This is a genomic window from Stenotrophomonas sp. YJH_SMC_12-1, assembly GCF_059370935.1.
On sequence record NZ_JCAFUD010000006.1, the window covers coordinates 1 to 16,019 of the forward strand.

Annotated in this window: 10 protein-coding genes; 2 read left to right on the plus strand and 8 right to left on the minus strand. The window is 67.1% G+C overall.

Features of this window, described 5'->3' with window-relative positions; all coding sequences use genetic code 11:
* Nucleotides 1–546: 546 nt before the first annotated feature.
* From AC5P8Y_RS11960 to AC5P8Y_RS11970, 3 genes are all read right to left on the minus strand, one after another.
* The gene (locus AC5P8Y_RS11960) at nt 547–1,329 is read right to left on the minus strand and encodes a helix-turn-helix transcriptional regulator (RefSeq protein ID WP_033833445.1); all 783 of its coding nucleotides are present in this window, start codon (nt 1,327–1,329) and stop codon (nt 547–549) included.
* A gap of 154 nt (nt 1,330–1,483) precedes the next feature.
* A protein-coding gene (gene prfB / locus AC5P8Y_RS11965; RefSeq protein WP_014037064.1) for a peptide chain release factor 2 occupies nt 1,484–2,609 on the minus strand; the annotation gives its coding sequence in 2 pieces (ribosomal slippage) (nt 1,484–2,533 and nt 2,535–2,609; 1,125 coding nt in all).
* Between the two features lie 144 nt (nt 2,610–2,753).
* Nucleotides 2,754–3,674, minus strand: a complete 921-nt coding sequence (locus AC5P8Y_RS11970; protein ID WP_024958345.1) for a LytTR family DNA-binding domain-containing protein — start codon at nt 3,672–3,674, stop codon at nt 2,754–2,756.
* A gap of 175 nt (nt 3,675–3,849) precedes the next feature.
* On the opposite strand from AC5P8Y_RS11970, the gene AC5P8Y_RS11975 reads away from it, so the two are divergent.
* Nucleotides 3,850–5,049 (plus strand): acyltransferase family protein, encoded by a 1,200-nt coding sequence (locus tag AC5P8Y_RS11975; RefSeq protein ID WP_049402813.1) that lies wholly within the window; start codon nt 3,850–3,852, stop codon nt 5,047–5,049.
* 102 nt (nt 5,050–5,151) lie between these two features.
* Here the strand turns inward: AC5P8Y_RS11975 and AC5P8Y_RS11980 are convergent, their stop codons facing one another.
* Both AC5P8Y_RS11980 and recJ read right to left on the minus strand, forming a co-directional pair.
* Nucleotides 5,152–8,064: a DUF2135 domain-containing protein gene (locus AC5P8Y_RS11980; RefSeq protein ID WP_495201979.1), complete on the minus strand. Its 2,913-nt coding sequence runs from the start codon at nt 8,062–8,064 to the stop codon at nt 5,152–5,154.
* A 142-nt stretch (nt 8,065–8,206) separates the two neighbouring features.
* The gene (recJ, locus tag AC5P8Y_RS11985; RefSeq protein ID WP_495201980.1) at nt 8,207–9,964 is read right to left on the minus strand and encodes a single-stranded-DNA-specific exonuclease RecJ; all 1,758 of its coding nucleotides are present in this window, start codon (nt 9,962–9,964) and stop codon (nt 8,207–8,209) included.
* Between the two features lie 145 nt (nt 9,965–10,109).
* Here recJ and AC5P8Y_RS11990 point away from each other — a divergent pair, with 145 nt between their 5' ends.
* Nucleotides 10,110–11,150, plus strand: a complete 1,041-nt coding sequence (locus tag AC5P8Y_RS11990; protein ID WP_033833449.1) for a DUF1176 domain-containing protein — start codon at nt 10,110–10,112, stop codon at nt 11,148–11,150.
* 113 nt (nt 11,151–11,263) lie between these two features.
* On the opposite strand, the gene AC5P8Y_RS11995 is transcribed toward AC5P8Y_RS11990, so the two are convergent.
* From AC5P8Y_RS11995 to carB, 3 genes are read right to left on the minus strand one after another with little or no spacing between them, the layout of a single operon-like run.
* Nucleotides 11,264–12,181: a phosphoglycerate mutase gene (locus tag AC5P8Y_RS11995; protein WP_033833450.1), complete on the minus strand. Its 918-nt coding sequence runs from the start codon at nt 12,179–12,181 to the stop codon at nt 11,264–11,266.
* 4 nt (nt 12,182–12,185) lie between these two features.
* Nucleotides 12,186–12,650, minus strand: a complete 465-nt coding sequence (gene greA, locus AC5P8Y_RS12000; RefSeq protein ID WP_181453298.1) for a transcription elongation factor GreA — start codon at nt 12,648–12,650, stop codon at nt 12,186–12,188.
* Nucleotides 12,651–12,658: 8 nt separating this feature from the next.
* A complete protein-coding gene (gene carB / locus AC5P8Y_RS12005; RefSeq protein ID WP_495201981.1) occupies nt 12,659–15,901 on the minus strand; it encodes a carbamoyl-phosphate synthase large subunit in 3,243 nt (1,080 codons plus the stop codon).
* Between the last annotated feature and the right edge of the window lie 118 nt (nt 15,902–16,019).

The following is a 16,019-nucleotide window of genomic DNA, read 5'->3' on the forward strand; positions in this document are numbered from 1 at the left end:
CCGCTACGATCCAGAGCAACAGCAACAGCAACAGCAGAAGCTGGTTTCCTGAGGGATGGCGGGGTGGGTCCGGTTGCGGGAGACGCCGTAAACCCGTCCTTGGGGGCTTGGCCGCGGCATCCATGCCGCGGACACTCCCGCGACCGGACCCATCCCGCCTTCGACAATTTCCCGCGATCTGTCGGGACGGCGCTGTGCGTTGCTGTTGGTGGGTGTCGACCTTGGTCGACACAGTAGATCCACGCCATGCGTGGATGACTCATTCGATTTCTGAGAGAAAGATCGTGTCGACCAAGGTCGACACCTACCAACAGCCGCGCGGAACAAAGCCGCAGTTGCCAACAGCCGCGTGAACCTGTCGAAGGTGGGGCGGTGTCGGCGTGCGGGGTGTCAGCCGCATGGATGCGGCTGCCAAGCCTACACGGACGTACTTGCGGCGTCCCCGCACTCCGACACCGCCCCGCCAAACCACGGAACCTAGCTCTGGCTCTGGCGTTGGCCGTTGCATTGAGCAGGTGCAGGGCTGCAAGCCCTGCCGAACACCCCCTACTTCCGCGGCAGGTAGGTCACCAGGGAAAGGTCATGCCGGCTCTCCGGCACCAGCGCCACGTACTGCAGGTCCAGCAACCCGCGCGTGGGGTGGTTCAGCTTCTTCGCACCTTCATCGAACCGGCGCACATCGTGCTCCGGCCACCACTGGCGGAACTCCTCGCTGTGCGCCGAGATGTCCTCGACCAGCGCCAGGAACGGGGCCTTGTCCGGCGCCTGCGCCATCGCCGCGCGGAAGCCTGCCAGCAGGCCGCGGGTCATTTCTTCCCAGTTGAGGATCAGCGTGCGGTACGGCGGGTACAGGAACATCAGTCGCAGCGTATTGCGCTCTTGCGGTGCCAGCTGGCTGTAGTCCACGAACAGATCGGCAATGGCCGGATTCCAGGCCAGGATGTCGAAGCGGGTGTTGCGCACGTACGCCGGGATCGGCTGCATCGCCTCCACCAGCTGGCGCAGGCCGTCGGTCACACTCTCGTCCGGTGATTGCAGCGGCACGCCGTAGCCGGACAGCGCGAATGCATAGGCGCGTTCGTCGTCGCTCATGCGCAGCACCTGTGCCAGGCGCTCGAGCACTTCGGGAGAGGCGCGCACTTCACGACCCTGCTCGATCCAGGTGTACCAGCTCACGCTGACCCCGATCGCCAGCGCCACTTCCTCGCGCTTCAGGCCCGGGGTGCGCCGCCGCCCGGCCGGCAGGCCAAGCGTGGCGGGGTCGACACGGGCGCGGCAGGCCTTGAGGAAGCCGCCGAGTTCCTTGCGTTCACTTTCGCTGCGCATCATCGCTACCGCCGTACCTGTTGTAGCGTCGAGCCATGCTCGACGCATCTGCTACCGCGCCAACAGCAGCCGAGCATGGGCTCGGCTCTACCGGAAGCGTGATAAGCCACCCTCGGCGTTGCGCACGAGGGTGACGATATCCGCGCAGGCGCGCCGATCAGGCATCGACGCGCTTGGAGCCCACGGCCAGGCCGGCCTTCAGGCTGGCCTCGACGAACTCGTCCAGATCGCCGTCCAGCACCTTCTGCGTATCCGAACGTTCGATGCCGGTACGCAGGTCCTTGATGCGGCTCTGGTCGAGCACGTAATTGCGGATCTGGCTGCCCCACCCGATGTCGGACTTGGTCGCTTCCACGGCGTCCTTTTCGGCGTTGCGCTTCTGGATCTCCAGCTCGTACAGCTTGGCGGCCAGCATCTTCATCGCGTTGTCGCGGTTCTGATGCTGGCTGCGGCCGGTCTGGCAGGCCACGACGATGTTGGTCGGGATGTGGGTGATGCGCACCGCCGACTCGGTCTTGTTGACGTGCTGGCCACCGGCACCCGACGAACGGTACACGTCGGTACGCAGGTCGGCCGGATTGATGGTGATGTCGATGTTGTCATCGATTTCCGGCGACACGAACACCGAGGTGAAGCTGGTGTGGCGGCGGTTGTCCGAGTCGAACGGCGACTTGCGCACCAGGCGGTGCACACCGGTCTCGGTCTTCAGCCAGCCATAGGCATAGTCGCCTTCCACGCGCAGCGTGGCCGACTTGATGCCGGCGACGTCGCCACCGGAGACTTCCATCAGCTCGGTCTTCCAGCCGCGCGATTCACACCAGCGCAGGTACATGCGCAGCAGGATCTCGGCCCAGTCCTGGGCTTCGGTGCCACCGGCACCGGCCTGGATGTCGACGAACGCAGCGGCATTGTCCATCTCGCCGGAGAACATGCGCTGGAACTCCAGCTTCTCCACGTGCGCCTGGTGCTTGTCCAGGTCGGCGACCACCGCCAGTGCGGTGTCCTCGTCCTGCTCGGACTCGGCCAGCTCGAGCAGTTCGGTGGCGTCGTTCAGGCCATCCAGCACCGAGGCGATGCCGCCCACGGTCTTTTCCAGGCTGGAACGCTCGCGGCCCAGGTTCTGGGCGTACTCGGCGTTGTTCCAGACGTCGGGGCTTTCCAGCTCCCGCGTTACTTCTTCAAGACGCTCTTTCTTGGCGTCGTAGTCAAAGATACCCCCGAAGCGACAGCACGCGATCGGTCAGATCGGTGATGCGCTGGCGGACAGGATTCAGTTCGATCATGTCGGCGGTTATGCATTCAAAAAATGACTGCCAATGATACCGCAGGCCGGGGGCGCCCGGAATGAGGGACCAGGCCTGCCGCTGGGAGCCAACGACTGGTAGACCCGCCTCTGTAGAGTCGACTGTCAGTCGACTGCTTTTCATTCAGGTTGCGGTGGAGCCCGCGCTGCGCGCGATAGTCGACCAACAGTCGACTCTACCCGCGCCCGCGCCGCCCAGCGCCTGCCGCAGGACCGGCAGCTGGCGCCGGCTGCAGGGCACTTTGGCTCCATCGGCCATGTGCAGCAGGGCCTCGCCTCCGTCCAGCGGCTCGATCGAGCGCAACTGGCCGCGATTGATCAGCCAGCTGCGATGCGGGCGCAGGAACTCGCCTGGGTCCAGCCGCTGCTCCAGCACCGCCATGGTGATGCGCAGCGGGTAGTCGTGGCCGCGCACCCGCAGGTTCACGTAGTTCCCCGCGGCCTGGGCGTACTCCACGTCGGCCGTGGCAACCAGGAACTCCTTGCCCAGCTTGCGCACGAGGAAATGCTGGGGGCGCTCGACCGGCTCCACCGGCGGGCCGACGTCGGGCTCGGCCAGCAGGCTCGCTTCGCCCTGCCTGCGCCTGCCGAACCAGCTGGCAAAGTGCTCGAGGGCCACGAACATCGCGAACGTGCGCACATCCTTCAGGTACTCGTACGCAAAACGCTCCAACAAACCGGCATCGTCCTGGTAGCGGTAGCCCAGCGACGCGTAGGCCAGATGCCGCAGCAGCATCATCCCCACCACGTGCAGCAGCGACCAGCCGACGCTGGCCAGCAGATACAGTGGCAACCGCCGCCTCCAGGTATCGGCATGCAGCGGCCAGCGCTCGCAGCCCCACCACAGCAACGGCAGGGTCAACAGGATCAGGGCGAGGCTGCTGAACTCCCAGATCATCGGCTCCCACAGCCCGAGATCGGCGCCGCGGCGACTGGCGTCCATCACTTCCACCAGCGCATTGGTCACTGCCGAGGCCGACAGGATCGCCGCCCATACCAGCAGGCGGGTTGAAGTACGCCAGCGCGATGGTCGGCCCTGGGTCATTGCTGCATCCATGTCGTTGCGGTGCTCCAGCCTGCCTCAAGGGACCAAGGGTAGCGACTCCATTGGTCCCACCACCCCCGCCATTGGTCACTGCGTCGGTTCCAGCGGCCCCTTGCCGGTCGCCGCACGGACCGGACGGCGTCACCTTGGCTCGACTCTCCGGCACACCACCACCATGACCCGACGCTACGACATCGACGCCCTGCGCGTGTTCGCCTTCGCCCTGCTGATCCTCTACCACACCGCCATGGCCTACGTGGACGACTGGGGCTTTCACCTCAAGAGCGTGCATACCGCCGAATGGCTGCAGTGGCCGATGCTGTTCGTCAACCGCTGGCGGATGTCGCTGCTGTTCCTGATCTCGGGTATCGCCATCGCGCTGATGCGGCCGGAAGGCAGGTTGCTGCGCTTCGCCGGCCTGCGCACCTGGCGGCTGCTGCTGCCGCTGCTGTTCGGCATGTTCGTGATCGTGCCGATCCAGCCCTATTGCGAAGGCGTAGCCAACGGCCACGTGGCACCCGGCTTCGGCCACTTCCTGCTGCGCTATTGGCAGGTGCGGCCGTGGCCGGAAGGGAGTTTCGCCGGTTGGCAGTACGGCATCACCTGGAACCATCTGTGGTACCTGGCGTATCTCTGGAACTACACCCTGGCCCTGGCCCTGCTGATGCCATTGCTGGGAACGGCGGTGGTGCGCCGCGCGGTGGCGTTCTGCGCAGCATCACCGATGCTGCTGATCGGCCTTCCGTCCGCCCTGCTGCTGGCCTGGGTGATCTGGCTGGAGCCGATCTACCCGTCCACCAATGCCCTGCTCAGCGACTGGTACCAGCACGCGAAGTACGCCACGGTATTCCTGGCCGGCTACCTGCTGGGTCGTGAGCCGGTGTTCTGGCAGCGCGTGGTCGCCCTGCGCCGCACCACGCTGTGGCTGGCGCTTGCTGCCGTTGGCTGGTACCTGGGGTTGCGCATCCTCGGCCAGGTGCTGCCCGCCGATTCCCCGCTGCGGCAATGGCCCGAACCGTTCTGGGACCTGCAGGGCCGGGCCAGCCAGTCGCTTTACGTATGGACCGCGCTGCTGGCCATCCTCGGCTGGGGAAAGGTCTTCCTCGATCGCCCGTTCCGCTGGCTGCCGTACTGTACCGAGGCGATCTATCCGTGGTACATGCTGCACCAGAGCCTGATCATCGTGCTGTTGTTCTGGCTCAGGCCGCTTCAGTTGGGACCGTGGCTGGAACCGGCACTGCTGCTGGGCGGCACGGTGGGCGGCTGCCTGCTGATCCACGAACTGCTGATCCGTCGCGTGCGTTGGCTGCGGCCCCTGTTCGGCCTGCGTGCCGAACCGCCAGCGGCGTCAAAGGCGCGCACCGTGGCGTTGTAGAGCCGCGCCGAGGCTCGGCTGCCTGTGCCGTGATCCGGGCATGGCCCCGGCTCTACAGCAAAGCAGTCGAGCAAGCTCGACGCTACGCGGACGTCCGAGCGATCAACGCACCTCGAACTCGCCCACCAGCACGGTCTCGGCACGGTCCTTCAGGCGCATCGTCACCATCTGGTCCTTCTGCTTGGCCGTGCCCCAGTGGGTGGTCAGGCGCAGCATCAGGGTCGTCGCGCCGGTCACCAGCTGCTGCCGGCTTCCGAAGTAGTTCGCTTCCACCTTGTACTTGCCTGGCTTGGCGTTGCGCAGAGAGAACTGCTCGGGGCCATAGCCACCGGTGAAGTCCTCCGACATCTGCCCACCCTGGTAGGTCAGGCGGTTGCCGTAGTAGGCGCGCTCGCCGTTCGGGTCGGTCACCCACAGGTCCATGTCGCTGTTGTCGGCGTCCCACGACAGCACCACGCGCAGGTCCAGTGGCATTGCCTGCAGCAGGCGCGGGTCGATGGCCGAGGTATCCAACCGGGGGGTGCTGCGTGCCACCAGGTTGGTCAGCTCATCCAGTGCGATCAACGCGATGCCATCGAAACGGCTGTCCCACGGGCGCACGACCACCTGGTAGAGCGGCACCAGCGCCTGCTGCGGCTTGCCGGCCGCGGCCAGTGCCAGGCCCAGGTCGCGGAAGCTCTGCGGTTCTTCCTGGCCCATCGCCAGGACCTGCTCGAACACCGGCACCGCCAGTGCGGGGGCATCAGCCTGCATCAGCCGGTAACCGAGCACGCGCAGCAGGTGGCGGTTGTCCAGATCCATCTCGGCCAGGTTCGACAGCACACGCAGTGCCAGGTCGCGCTGACCCTGCTCCAGCAGCAGGTCGGCTACGTCGAGGAAGAACGCGCTGCTGTCGGCATGCGCATCGCGCTCGGCCAGGTAGCGGTCATACAGTTGCGACGCCGGGCCCTGACGCAGGCGCCGGGCGATGGCCGAATCCGACTGCCAGGCCGCCAGCTGGATGCCGAGCTCGCCCTCGTTGGCGGCAGCGGGCGCAGCGACACGACCACCAGTGACCGTTATTGAATCCAGGGCCTTGTTCGATGCAGGCGCAGAGCGACGCGCACGCGCGCTGCTGGCTTCCATGCGCTGCTCGGCGGCGGCGGCCATCGGTGCCGGGGCGGGCGGTGCCGCAGGGGCCGGCGCGGCGAGCATTGCCACCGGCGCCGATTCCATCGCGTAGTCCGCCGAGGCCACTTCCAGCGCCCCGCCCTTCGCCTGCGGCGGCCCGCCCTTCGGCCAGCTGCGGCTCCACCACTGCTGGCGCTCCTTCCAGCGTGCCGCCACTTCATCCAGGCGCTGGCGATCAGCAGCGGCGCGATCTCTTACCTGCACTGCAAACCTGGCGTCGTACCCGGCGCGCAGCGTGCCCGAAGGGCGGATCGCATAGCGCAGGTAGTCCTCCAGCGTCTCCAGCACGATCAGCGAGGTGTCCGGGCCGACCAGGCCAAACTGCTGCGACAGCCGCTGCATCGACTCGCGGTTGCCACGGCGGTCGGCGGCCAGCTGCTGCAGGCGCGCCTGCGCCCACAAGCCCGCCAGCAGTTCTCCGTCGTTGCTCTTCTGCGTGGCGGGCAGCGCCTGCCATTCGCCGCCACCCACGCGCACCCGCATCGGCACGCCGTCGGCGGCCAGTCGTGCGTGCAGCCACAGCCAGCCCTGGGCTTCACTGCGACGATCGATAACCACGTCCTGCACGCCGCGCCCCGCATCGACCTGCACATCCAGCGGCGACGACAGCAGCTCGCGCGCCGCCGAATCGACATCCTCGCCCAGCGCAACGAAGCGGCCGCCACGCGCTTCGCTCCAACCACGCAGTCGCACGGCATCGGTGCGCGCACCGGCGCTGCTGACCGCAAACAAGCGTTGATCCGGCGCCATCGCCGGCAGCTGTTCCGGCCCGTAGGTCAACAGTCCATCGCTGACCAGCAGGTATTCCTTCACGCCCGGCTGCGGCTGCCACTGCGCCAGCGCGCTGGCACCGTCAGGGCGCACCGCCTGCAACGCTGCGCGCAGCTCGTTCCAGTTGCCGGCGCGGATACGGAATCGACGCACCGGCTCGGCGCGATCGCGCAGGACGGTCAAGGCCACGGTGCCGTCACCCAGCGCGGCGAAATAGCGATCCAGCAGGGCGAACTCACGTATGCGATCGCGCTGCCCCGCCGAACCGGAGCCATCCCACAGCAGGCCGATCTCGCTCGGCAACGTGCGGGGTGTACTGCTGGCCGCCACCGGCAGCTGTGCCAACAGGTAGTGCCCATCCTGCCAGGGCGCCACCTGCACCTGTGCGTGGCGGGCTGCCGGCAGGTTCCACTGCAGTTGCTTCGGCAGCTGCGCACCCTTGCCCTGCCACTGCAGCTGGCCCGCGCTGATGCGGAATGGCGCAGTACCTGCGGTGGCCGCGTCGGGAGCATGCACCTTCAGTTCAACCGAGGCTGCACCGGCGGCGAACTGCAGCGGCAGCGTCCACTGCCAGCTTTGCCCGGCGAAGGCCAGCGGTTCGCGGATCACCAGCTGCACACGCCGACTGCCACCGGCCGGCAGCGGGTAGACGCGCAGGCGGAACTGGTTGCCGGCGGTCTGTTCCAGCAGGCCCGGATCGACACCACGGCGGGCGATTTCCTCGAACACCTGGCGGCCGCGGTCCTTGGCCACCGGCACCGCGTCACGCATCTCGCCGTTGATATCCAGCGCGAAGCCGGTGATCTGCTGGCCATCAGCCAGCGGGAATTGCAGCTCACCCTCCAGCACACGACGGTTCGGGTTGTGGAATTCCAAGGTGATCCGGGTCTGGGCAATGCCGGCCTGGACTTCGCCTTCGATGCGGGCGTGTCGCAGTTGGACCGCCTGCTCGGCAGCCGGGGCAATCAACAACGGCGTGCTGGCTTGCGGCCGGGAGATCGGCGGCGACTGTGCGCCAGCGGGCCAGGCCGCAAGGGCCAGCAACAACACAGTGCAGCAACGGGCGAAGACCATGACCGGACTCCAGTGGGATCGTGGATCGTTGAACGCACCAGCAACCGTAACGGGGTTGGGAGACCCCAAAAGGGGACGGAGGGGATTAAGTCGCAATTGGCAAACAAGGCAAAAGCGGCTTAATCCCCTCCGTCCCCTTTTTCTAGGCGGGCAGGCAGTGTTCGATGATCAGCTGGATGGCGCTGCCGCCACGGTAGTCATCGCAGGCCAGGCGGTAGGCGAGGTGCACGTGGCGGCCAGGCGCATTGCCGTGCCAGCCGCCGAAATGGATGGCGTTGATGGTGCCGGGCACGCCCGGCAGGCGCAGTTCCAGCTTCAGGTGGCGCTCCTTCAGCACGCGCCAGTTGGCCACTTCGAAGTGGCCGTCGAACAGGGGTTCGGGGAAGCCCTGGCCCCATGGGCCGGCCAACCGCAGCGCATCGGCGTGGCGATGATCGAGCTCGTCCGCGGCCAGTTCGCCGTCGCTGAGCACCTGCTGCTGCAGTGCCGCCGGGTCGAGCATTTCCAGCACCACCGCGACGAAGGCGGCCTTGAAGGAATCGACGTGGTCACGCCGCAGGCTGAGGCCGGCCGCCATGGCATGCCCACCGAAGCGCTCGATCAGGCCCGGATGGCGTGCATCGACCAACGCCAGCGCGTCACGGATGTGCAGGCCGGGAATCGAGCGCGCCGAGCCTCGCAGGGTGTCGGCGCCGGGTTCGGCCGGGGCGAAGGCGATCACCGGGCGATGCAGGCGATCCTTCATTTTCGATGCGACCAGGCCGACCACGCCTGGATGCCAGTCGGCATCGAACAGGCAGGCCGCCACCGGTCGCTGACCGGCCATGTCCAGCACCACGCGGGTCAACGCCTGCTCGGCGTCATCGGTCATCGCCTGCTGCACCGCGCGGCGTTCTGAGTTGATCTGCTCCAGCGTCTGCGCGATCTCCCGCGCCTGGCGCGGGTCTTCGGTCAGCAACAGCGCGATGCCCAGCGCCATGTCTTCCAGCCGGCCCGCGGCATTCAGGCGCGGGCCGAGCGCGAAGCCGATGTCGGTGGCGGTCAGCCGCGCCGCATCACGGCCGCTGGCTTCGATCAGCGCTCGCAGGCCGACGCAGCCCTGCCCCGCGCGCAGACGGCGCAGGCCCGCGCTGACCAGTGCCCGGTTGTTCGGATCCAGCGCCACCAGGTCGGCAACGGTGCCGACCGCCACCAGGTCCAGCAGCGTGGTCAGGTCCGGCCCCTTGCCATCGGCGAAGACGCCGGCCTCGCGCATGTGACGGCGCAGCGCCATCAGCACGTAGAAGATCACACCGACGCCGGCCAGCGACTTGCTGGGGAACGCATCGCCGTCCAGATTGGGATCGACGATGACATCGGCCGGCGGCAGCTGCGGACCGGGAAGGTGATGGTCGGTGACCAGTACCTGCCAGCCACGTGCCTTGGCCGCGATCACGCCCGCATGGCAGGCGATGCCGTGGTCGACCGTGACCAGCAGGTCCGGCTGCAGCTCGGCCAGCTCCTCCACCAGAGAAGGTGACAGGCCGTAGCCGTGCACCATGCGGTTCGGCACCGCGTGGAAGACGTGTTGCGCGCCGAGCATGCGCAGGCCCCGCACGCCGACCGCACAGGCGGTGGCGCCATCGCAATCGAAATCGCCGACCACCAGGATGCGCTTGTCGTTGGCGATGGCCTCGATCAGCAGACCCACCGCATCATCGATGCCGGTCAGCAGCTCCGGCGCGTGGAGGCTGCCCAGCTTCGGCAGTGCCAGCTCTGGCGTACCGGCGCCGCGGCTGGCATAGAGTCGCGCCAGCAGTGGCAGCGTGCCGTCTGGCCAGCTGCCGGGCACGACCGCATCGCGGCGGCGGATCATCGGCGTATCAGAGGACGGCTGCGCAGCATCGGCGGCAAGGGACATCGGCATCGCCGGGTTGCGGAAGACATGCCCATGATAGCGCGGGGTCGGATCTCTCTGCCCGCAGGAGGCTCCACCCCGATCGCCGGCATTTGGAATTTGCCAGCCCATCTTCCATGCTTGTCGGCCCGGAAATGGACTTCAACGCATGCATCGCACGCTCCTTCCCGCGCTGCTGGGCCTCGCCCTGGCCCCGGCCACCCACGCCGCCACGCCCGAACCGAAGGCCGGCGTGCAGTTCCAGCACAACGACTGGTCGCTGGCCTGTGACAACACCCGCACCTGCCGCGCCGCCGGCTACAGTCCGGAACAACCCGGCAATCTGCTCAGCCTGATGCTGGAACGCGCGGGCGGCCCGGGTACGAAGGTGCTCGCGCGGCTGCGCAATGGCGAGGATGGCGAAAGCGCGACGCCGACCGGGGCGCTGCGCCTGCGCCTGAACGGCAAGGACCTGGGCCCGGTGCGCGACACCGGCGAAGGAGATCAAGTACTGCTGCAGCAGGGACAGACCGATGCGCTGGTCGCCGCGCTGCCGCGCCACGCACGCATCGACATCATCGACGGCAAGGGCAAGGCGTGGCCGATCTCCGACAGTGGTGCAGCGGCCGTACTGCTGAAGATGGACGAGGCCCAGGGCCGGCTGGGCACGCCCGGTGCGCTGGTGCGGCGTGGCGACAAGGCTGAAGCGAGCGTGCCTGCGGCGTTGCCGGTGCCAGTGATCATGCGCGGCACGCTGGTGGCACCGCGCGCCTCGGACGCGGCACTGGCGAACGCACCGGGCCTGCGCAAGGCACTGATCGCCAGCCTGCCGAAGCCGGATGAGTGCGGCCGCCTGAGCGAGGGTGGGACAGACGAGATCGAGATCCAGCGACTGGACGCCCAGCATGTACTGGCAAGCACCAGCTGCTTCATGGGTGCCTACAACTTCAGCAGCGGCTACTGGGTAGTGCAGGACAAGGCGCCGTACCAGGCGAAGTTCGTGACCTCCAACGCGGAGGACTTTGATCGCGATGACGCGACGCTGCGTGGGCGCTTCCGTGGACGCGGCATCGGTGACTGCTTCTCCGGCCACGACTGGGCCTGGGATGGCGCGCGATTCGTGAAGAGCGGCGAGTTCACCACCGGGCAGTGCCGCGGCGTGGCGGGTGGTCATTGGCAGCTGCCGACGGTGGTCAGCGAGGTCCGTTGAGGGGCCGCTACCTGCGATAGTGCCGCCCGCTGGCCGGCAACCCCGGCAAACATCGGGGTCAACGCCGTTTTCCGATGGAAAACGGACCCGACCCCGCTCGGCGGAGACCCCGATCAGTCGTGAAGCTGGCGCGGCTTCTTCCAGAACTGCCAGTGCTGTCCGCGATCCAGCTGGAACTGCAGGCCGTCCTCGAAATCCAGCACCAGCCGCTGCAGCTCGCCGCGCTTGAGCGCGGCCAGCAGCGGACGGATCGCATCGTTGCCGAGCTGCTGCAGCGAGCGCAGCTGGCGCAGATCAACCAGTGCATCCACCGCCTGCTCGCCATCCACGGCTACGCCAGCCGCAAGAGCCAGGCCTTGCAGCAGCGCATCGCGGCTGCGCACCTGTGCGTGCGGCGTGCTGACCGACACCGGCATCACGCCACCACCCCAGAACCACAGCGAATTGATTGGCTGTTGCCCCTGCGCGGCGCGCTGCTGGTTCCAGGAATGGTTATGCAGCAGTACCTGCGCTTCGGTCATCAGCGCCCGCCAACGGCGGCCGCCCTCGCCTTCCGGCAGGTGCGAGAACAGGTCATCGCCCAGCACCTCGTCCGGACTGTCGAAGTCCGGCAGGGCCAGGTCGATCGGCAGGCGCAGGTACCAGCGCGAAGGGTCCGGCGCGTCGAGCACGAATCCGGCATCGGCGAACAACGGCTGCAGCACCGGCAGCAGGGCCAGGCAGTCGGCCAGGGTCGGTCGCAGCGTTTCGCCGTAGGCCATCATCCGCGCGCCATGCATGTCCGGCACCATGCAGGCCGGATCGGCACGCAGCCAGCTGGCGCCAGCGGCATCGCCGACGTCGCGCTGGCGGGTCAACGCGGCCACCGGCCACTGCGGCGCGGCGACCGTGAAATGGCGCGTCAGCTGCGCGCGTTCACCCGGTGCGACCTGCACCGTCGTGGCGCGGCCAAGCGCGCGCGCCACATCGTCCGGCAACGCAGCCGCGGCAAAGCGGCTGCGTGCCGGCAACAGCAGGGTCGCCGTTGCCACCGGGTCAGTCCACGTAGCTGACGCTGACGATCTCGTACTCGCGTTGGCCGGCCGGGGCGTCGATCACGATCGAATCACCTTCCAGCTTGCCGATCATCGCGCGCGCCACCGGCGAGGAAATCGCGATCAGGCCCTGCTTGATGTCCGCCTCCAGGTCACCGACGATCTGGTACTTCTTCTCTTCGTCGGTTTCCACGTCGGCCAGCGTCACGCTGGCGCCGAACACCACCTTGGAGCCTGCATTGAGCTTGCTCACGTCGATGATCTCGGCGTGCGACAGCTCGCCTTCGAGCTGCTTGATGCGGCCTTCGATGAAGCCCTGTTCCTCGCGCGCGGCGTGGTACTCGGCGTTCTCCTTCAGGTCGCCATGCTCACGTGCTTCGGCGATGGCGGCGATCACCTTGGGGCGCTTGACCGACTTCAGGTGATCCAGTTCGTCGCGCAGCTTCTGCGCGCCCTTCATCGTGATGGGGGCTCTCATGCATTCAACTCCTTGTGCAGCTCCTGCAGCGACCAGACGGGGCCGGTGCCGCGGAATTCCAGTGAATCCACCAGCGCCTTGGCGCCGGCAATGGTGGTCGAGTAGGTAACGCGATGCTGCAGCGCCTCGCGACGGATCGAGAACGAGTCGTTGATCGCCGAACGACCTTCGGTCGTGTTGACGATGTAGACGATCTCGCCGTTCTTGATCGAGTCGACGATGTGCGGACGGCCTTCGACCACCTTGTTGATGATCTCGCAGTCCATGCCGTGCTGCTGCAGCCACGCGGCGGTGCCACGGGTCGCGACCAGGCTGTAGCCACGCGCCAGCAGTGCCTTGGCCACCGGCAGCACGCGCTTCTTGTCCGGATCGCGGACCGAAACGAAGGCCTTGCCGACCGGCGGTGCCTTGATGCCGCCGGCTTCCTGCGCACGCGCGAAGGCGGCGTTGAAGCTGCGGCCCACGCCCATCACCTCACCGGTGGAGCGCATCTCCGGCCCGAGGATCGGGTCGACGCCCTGGAACTTGGCGAACGGGAAGATCGCTTCCTTCACCGAGTAGTAGTCCGGCACGATCTCCTTGGTCGCGCCCTGCTCGGCCAGGCTCTTGCCGGCCATGCAGCGCGCGGCGATCTTGGCCAGCGGCATGCCGGTGGCCTTGGACACGAACGGCACGGTGCGCGAGGCACGCGGGTTCACTTCCAGCAGATAGATGGTGTCATCACCGTCGTCGTTGGTCTGGATCGCGAACTGGGTGTTCATCAGGCCAACCACGTTCAGGGCCTTGGCCAGTTCCACCACCTGGCGGCGCAGCTCGGCCTGAGTCTTGGCCGACAGCGAGTACGGCGGCAGCGAGCAGGACGAGTCACCCGAGTGCACGCCGGCTTCTTCGATGTGCTCCATCACGCCACCGATCAGGACGTTGCCATCCTTGTCGGCGATGATGTCGACGTCGCACTCCACGGCGTTGTCGAGGAAGCGGTCCAGCAGCACCGGCGAATCGTTGGACACCTTCACCGCGTCGCGCACGTAGCGGGCCAGGTCGGCTTCGCCGTAGACGATTTCCATCGCACGGCCGCCCAGCACGTAGCTCGGGCGCACCACCAGCGGGTAACCGATCTCGCGGGCCAGCAGCAGCGCTTCCTGGTCGTTGCGGGCGATGCGGTTCGGCGGCTGCTTCAGGCCCAGCTTGTCGACCAGCTGCTGGAAGCGCTCGCGGTCCTCGGCCAGGTCGATCGAATCCGGGCTGGTGCCGATCACCGGCACGCCGTTGGCTTCCAGCGCGCGCGCCAGCTTCAGCGGGGTCTGGCCGCCGTACTGCACGATCACGCCCTTCGGCTGTTCCAGTTCGACGATTTCCAGCACGTCTTCCAGGGTCAGCGGTTCGAAGTACAGGCGGTCGGAGGTGTCGTAGTCGGTCGACACGGTTTCCGGGTTGCAGTTGACCATGATGGTTTCATAGCCATCCTCGCGCAGCGCCAGTGCCGCGTGCACGCAGCAGTAGTCGAACTCGATGCCCTGGCCGATGCGGTTCGGGCCACCGCCCAGGATCATGATCTTGTCGCGGTTGCTCGGCGCGGCCTCGCACTCGTCCTCGTAGGTCGAGTACAGGTAGGCGGTACCGGTGGAGAACTCGCCGGCACAGGAGTCCACGCGCTTGTAGACCGGGCGCACCTTGTGCGCACGACGCAGCGCGCGGATGGCGGCTTCGTTGGTGCCGGCCAGCTGCGCCAGGCGCGCGTCGGAGAAACCGGCGCGCTTCAGCTTGCGCAGGCGCGCAGCGTCAAGTGCGTCGATGCCACCGGCGGCGACTTCGCTTTCGGCCGCGATGATTTCCTCGATCTGGTCCAGGAACCAGTGGTCGATGAAGGACAGCGCGTAGATCTCTTCCACGCTCATGCCGGCACGGAGGGCGTCGGCGACGAAGAACAGGCGCTCCGGACCCGGTGCCTTCAGTTCGCGGCGCAGGGTCTGCAGGTCGTCTTCGTTGCCCAGGTCCAGGCCGGTCGGGTCGAAGCCGACCTTGCCGGTTTCCAGGCCACGCAGGGCCTTCTGCACCGACTCCTGGAAGGTGCGGCCCATCGCCATCACCTCACCCACCGACTTCATCTGGGTGGTCAGGCGGGCGTCGGCGGCCGGGAACTTCTCGAAGGCGAAGCGCGGGATCTTGGTGACGACGTAATCGATGGACGGCTCGAACGAGGCCGGGGTCAGGCCGCCGGTGATTTCGTTCTTCAGTTCGTCCAGGGTGTAGCCGACGGCCAGCTTGGCGGCGACCTTGGCGATCGGGAAGCCGGTGGCCTTGGAAGCCAGCGCCGAGGAACGCGACACGCGCGGGTTCATCTCGATGACGACCACGCGGCCGGTCTTCGGGTTGATGCCGAACTGCACGTTCGAGCCACCGGTATCGACGCCGATCTTGCGCAGCACGGCGATGGAGGCATCGCGCAGGCGCTGGTATTCCTTGTCGGTCAGGGTCTGTGCCGGCGCCACGGTGATCGAGTCACCGGTGTGCACGCCCATCGGGTCCAGGTTCTCGATCGAGCAGACGATGATGCAGTTGTCCGCCGTATCGCGGACCACTTCCATCTCGAATTCCTTCCAGCCCAGCACCGACTCTTCCACCAGCACTTCGGTGGTCGGCGACAGTTCCAGGCCGCGGCTGACGATCTCGACCAGCTCTTCGCGGTTGTAGGCGATGCCGCCACCGCTGCCGCCCAGGGTGAAGCTGGGGCGGATGATGGTCGGATAGCCAACGCGGGTCTGGATTTCCAGCGCTTCGTCCAGGGTGTGGGCGACGGCGGCGGTCGGGCACTCCAGGCCGATCTCACCCATGGCCACGCGGAACAGCTCGCGGTCTTCGGCCATGCGGATCGCTTCGCGCTTGGCGCCGATCAGTTCGACGTTGTACTTCTCCAGCACGCCGTTGTCGGCCAGGTCCAGCGCGCAGTTCAGCGCGGTCTGGCCACCCATGGTCGGCAGCAGTGCATCGGGCTTTTCCTTGGCGATGATCTTCTCGACCGTCTGCCAGTTGATCGGCTCGATGTAGACGGCGTCGGCCATCTCCGGGTCGGTCATGATCGTGGCCGGGTTGCTGTTGACCAGCACCACGCGGTAACCCTCGTCACGCAGGGCCTTGCAGGCCTGGGCGCCGGAGTAGTCGAACTCGCAGGCCTGGCCGATGACGATCGGGCCAGCACCGATGATGAGGATGGTCTTGAGGTCAGTGCGCTTGGGCATTTTCTTCTCTAAGTCAGTACAGCGTGACAAGGGGGAGTGATCGCACGCTGTCGATCAGGAATCTTGAACCGCAGCGCCGCGCCAGGGGCAGCAGCGATGCGGGGTTTACGGTCCATCG

Excerpts from the sequence above, each read along its gene's own strand:
- AC5P8Y_RS11960 (WP_033833445.1), bottom strand. The coding sequence starts at position 1,329 with ATGATGCGCAGCGAAAGTGAACGCAAGGAACTCGGCGGCTTCCTCAAG.
- AC5P8Y_RS11970 (WP_024958345.1), bottom strand. The coding sequence starts at position 3,674 with ATGACCCAGGGCCGACCATCGCGCTGGCGTACTTCAACCCGCCTGCTG.
- AC5P8Y_RS11975 (WP_049402813.1), top strand. The coding sequence starts at position 3,850 with ATGACCCGACGCTACGACATCGACGCCCTGCGCGTGTTCGCCTTCGCC.
- AC5P8Y_RS11980 (WP_495201979.1), bottom strand. The coding sequence starts at position 8,064 with ATGGTCTTCGCCCGTTGCTGCACTGTGTTGTTGCTGGCCCTTGCGGCC.
- recJ (WP_495201980.1), bottom strand. The coding sequence starts at position 9,964 with ATGTCCCTTGCCGCCGATGCTGCGCAGCCGTCCTCTGATACGCCGATG.
- AC5P8Y_RS11990 (WP_033833449.1), top strand. The coding sequence starts at position 10,110 with ATGCATCGCACGCTCCTTCCCGCGCTGCTGGGCCTCGCCCTGGCCCCG.
- carB (WP_495201981.1), bottom strand. The coding sequence starts at position 15,901 with ATGCCCAAGCGCACTGACCTCAAGACCATCCTCATCATCGGTGCTGGC.